The sequence below is a fragment of the Promicromonospora sp. NPDC060271 genome, assembly GCF_042726755.1.
Lineage (GTDB): Bacteria > Actinomycetota > Actinomycetes > Actinomycetales > Cellulomonadaceae > Promicromonospora.
On record NZ_JBHXBG010000291.1, the window covers coordinates 1 to 3,696 of the forward strand.

The following is a 3,696-nucleotide window of genomic DNA, read 5'->3' on the forward strand; positions in this document are numbered from 1 at the left end:
GTCCCGCATCCCTTGATCAGTAGGGATCAGTAGGGGTTGAGCGGCCATCCGAACCTGTCGGTGGCGAGACACGAGGAGGACCACGTGAGCGGGAGCATGTATGGCGCCGATATCGAGGCGCTGCGTCTCCTTGCCGACAAGTTCGACGAGGGCAGCGGGACGCTCGACACGATCGTCACGGTCGTCGAGGCCGCGACCCCGCAGGAGGACGGCTGGAGCGGTCCCGACGCGGACAGCTTTCGTGCGGAGTGGACCGGCAGCCACCTGGTCAAGCTCCGGGACACGGCCACGGCCCTCAGCGACATCGCTTCGACCGTGCGCGCCAACGCCGACGCGCAGGAGACCACGTCGAACGAGTACAACGGTGGTCCTGGTGGCGGCGTCGAGGTAGCGGGGGAGAACAACCGGCCGGGCAGCGTCTTCGACGTGATCGCGACCGGTGCCGGGCTCGTCACCACGGGACTGGCGGGATGGCAGACCTTCAAGTACGGCCGCAACCTGCTCAACCTCTCGCGCGCGCTGAACACGGCGGGTGATGCGGCGGCGTCCGCGACCGCCTTCATCCGGCAGGGGATGCTCGCCGACGGCATGGGTATCGTCGGCCGGCTGGGCACCGCCGGTAAGTTCATGGGTGCGGCCGGCGGCGTCTTCGGCGTGATCGGCGGAGTCGATCAGATGATCAACCCTCGGTACGACGGCTGGCGCGGCGGGGTCGACCGGGTCATGGGCGGCGTCGGCGCTGTCGGTGGTGTGGCCACGATCGGCATGTTCATGGGTGCTGCGGCGTTCACCGGCCCCGTCGGAATCGGTATCGCCGTCGGCGCAGGACTTGTCGTCGGTGCCTGGGAGCTCGGCAACCTGATCTACGACAACTGGGACACGATCTCCGCGTTCGCCTCCGACCCGCTGCCGTACCTGGCTGACGGCGTCAAGGAGGTGGGCGAGTTCGCGAGCGACGCCTGGGAGGGTGCCAAGGACGTGGCCGGCGACGTCGGCGACGCGATCGGCGATGCTGCCGGAGCCGTCGGTGACTTTGTGGGAGGCTTGTTCTGATGAGCGAACAACAGCCTATGCGGTTCTCCGCAGACGACGTGAAAGCGGCACGGACGACGCTCGCGCAAGCGCGCGACGGCGAGGTCCTCGGAGTCGTGATCCTCACCGACGAGGAGGTGATGATCCTCGACGGACCCGAGCACGAGCAGCTCGTGCCCACTCCGTGGATCGACGCCCAGGGTGAGGCCGACCGAGCTCTGATGGGTCGGGTAGCGCTCCGGTCGATGGCCTCCCGGGAGCTGGTCGTGCCCGCCGAGACCGACGAGAGCGGCTCCAAGATCATCAAGATCAAGGCGCATCCCGGCATCACCGGTCCGCTCGTGCTCCGGCGCACGGCCCAGAAGATCGTCTCCGTCGAGCGGACGAGCTCGAACGGCAAGGACTGGCTGTTCGCCTACCTGCACCACGAGGAAGGCCGGGACGTCGTGCTCGAGGAGGAGGTCTCCGGCCAAGGGCACCACGTCTTCTCGGTGTACCCCGAGGCCCTGCTGGGCGAGCGGTTCGAGAAGTTCTTGGACCCCACGGGCACCGCACTGCTCGGCACAGCCGCGAAGAGCTACACGGCCGAGGCATTTCAGGCGGCCGTCCCGAGCCTGCCGCAGCTCAAGGAGGCCGTGGCGGTGAGCATCGTGTCGGGCGTGGCCCGCGGGAGCGACGAGCTGCTCAACGCGTCGGTCTACGCAGGACCGCACGGTGTCCACGTGCTGCGCGGCACGGAGCATGACCCGGCCGGCGAGCCCGTGACGTACTCGCTGCAAGAGGTGAGCTCACGCGGACTGCGCGCGCTACCCGCCGAGGTGGTTCCCGCATGAGCGGCCTCGGCAGGTGGAGCCTCTGGATCGGTCTGGGGCTCGTGGTGGTCGCTGTGCTCTCCAGCGTGCTGAGCCTCATCCCGGTGGCGGTGATCGCCGGTGCCCTGGGTGGGATCGCGCTCACCATGGCGGTGGTCGACGCCATCTACAACGCGCTCGGCAGGGCTGAGCTCCGCCGTCGGGCGGACAAGGTCAAGCGCGAGCGCGAGCAGGGGCGCTAGCCCCTGCTGGGCGCCGATCCTCACACGAACGTCACGTCCACCCCCTGAGCGGGGGTGAGGCGCGCCTTACTCACTCGGTAGAATCGTCAGCGGCCTTCGCTTCCTCTCCTGACCTCTCGACCGGAAGGCGCCCCTTCGTGAGCACCACCCGACCCCTGCGTGTCGCCGTCGTCGGCGCCGGCCCTGCCGGCATCTACGCGAGCGACATCCTGTCCAAGACCGACCTCGACGTGAGCATCGACCTGTTCGAGCGCCTTCCCGCGCCGTTCGGTCTGGTGCGGTACGGCGTGGCCCCGGACCACCCGCGCATCAAGCAGATCATCGTCGCGCTCCACAAGGTGCTGAGCCGTGGGGACGTGCGCCTGATCGCCAACGTGGACTATGGCGTGGACGTGAAGCTCGAAGACCTGCGCCAGTTCTACGACGCCGTCATCTTCTCGACCGGCTCCATCAAGGACGCCGACCTGAACATCCCGGGCATCGACCTCGACGGCTCCTACGGTGCCGCCGACTTCGTCTCCTGGTACGACGGCCACCCCGACGTGCCGCGTACCTGGCCGCTGGAGGCGGAGCAGGTGGCGGTGATCGGCGCAGGCAACGTCGCCCTCGACGTGGCGCGCATCCTCGCGAAGCACGCGGACGACCTGCTGCCGACCGAGATCCCGGCCAACGTGCACGAGATCCTGAAGGCCTCGCCGGTCACCGACGTGCACGTGTTCGCGCGCCGCGGCCCGGCCCAGGTCAAGTTCTCGCCGCTCGAGCTGCGTGAGCTCGGCCACGTGCCCGACGTCGACATCGTCGTGTACCCGGAGGACTTCGACTTCGACGAGGGCTCAGAGGCCGCCATCAACTCGTCGAACCAGACCAAGCAGGTCGTCAAGACCCTGGTCGACTGGACGCTCAAGGACCCGGCGCAGAACACGGCGTCGCGCCGGCTGCACCTGCACTTCCTGCACGCTCCCGCCGAGGTGCTCGGCGAGAACGGCAAGGTCGTCGGGTTCCGCACCGAGCGCACCGCGCTGCAGGGCGACGGCACGGTCAAGGGCACCGGCGAGTTCATCGACTGGCCGGTCCAGGCCGTCTACCGCGCGGTCGGCTACTTCGGCTCGTCCCTGCCGGAGATCCCGTACGACGACGTCAAGGGCGTCATCACCAACCGTGAGGGCCGGGTCGTCGACATCGACGGCAACCAGGTCCCCGGCGTGTACGCGACGGGCTGGATCAAGCGCGGCCCGGTCGGCCTCATCGGCCACACCAAGTCCGACGCGTCGGAGACCATCCGCCACCTCGTCGAGGACGTCACCGGTGTGGCCGACGGCGAGGCGCCCGGCGACCTGGACGCCGGCCGGACCGCGCCGCAGGGTGCGCCGGAGGCCATCCTGGAGTTCCTCGCAGGCAAGGGCGTCGAGTACGTCGAGTGGGCGGGCTGGGAGCTCCTGGACGCGCACGAGCGGGCGCTCGGTGAGGCCGAGGGCCGCGAGCGGATCAAGGTCGTCCCCCGCGACGAGATGGTGACGATCGCCAGGTCCCAGGCCTGACCGTCCGCGACCGAAGTAGGTCCGCGAAGTAGAGCGCCTGTCCGAGTCTCCCGGTGTCACCGGAGGGATACC

The 3,696-nt window shown here is 69.0% G+C and carries 4 protein-coding genes; all 4 read left to right on the top strand.

The genetic code is table 11. The features are described from left to right. Positions 1–84 precede the first annotated feature (84 nt). The 4 genes from ACFWE2_RS24980 to ACFWE2_RS24995 all read left to right on the top strand — a co-directional run bounded on the left by ACFWE2_RS24980 (position 85) and on the right by ACFWE2_RS24995 (position 3,624). Positions 85–1,053, top strand: coding sequence for a hypothetical protein (locus tag ACFWE2_RS24980; RefSeq protein WP_377226907.1), 969 nt, complete (start codon positions 85–87; stop codon positions 1,051–1,053). Beyond that, a complete protein-coding gene (locus ACFWE2_RS24985) occupies positions 1,053–1,865 on the top strand; it encodes a hypothetical protein (RefSeq protein ID WP_377226908.1) in 813 nt (270 codons plus the stop codon). The genes ACFWE2_RS24980 and ACFWE2_RS24985 overlap by 1 nt, the downstream gene beginning before the upstream one ends. Beyond that, complete coding sequence (locus tag ACFWE2_RS24990; protein ID WP_377226909.1) at positions 1,862–2,086, top strand: hypothetical protein; 225 nt, start codon at positions 1,862–1,864, stop codon at positions 2,084–2,086. The genes ACFWE2_RS24985 and ACFWE2_RS24990 overlap by 4 nt, the downstream gene beginning before the upstream one ends. 137 nt (positions 2,087–2,223) lie before the next feature. Beyond that, entirely contained in the window at positions 2,224–3,624 is a 1,401-nt protein-coding gene (locus ACFWE2_RS24995; protein ID WP_377226910.1) for an FAD-dependent oxidoreductase, read from the top strand. Positions 3,625–3,696: the final 72 nt, after the last annotated feature.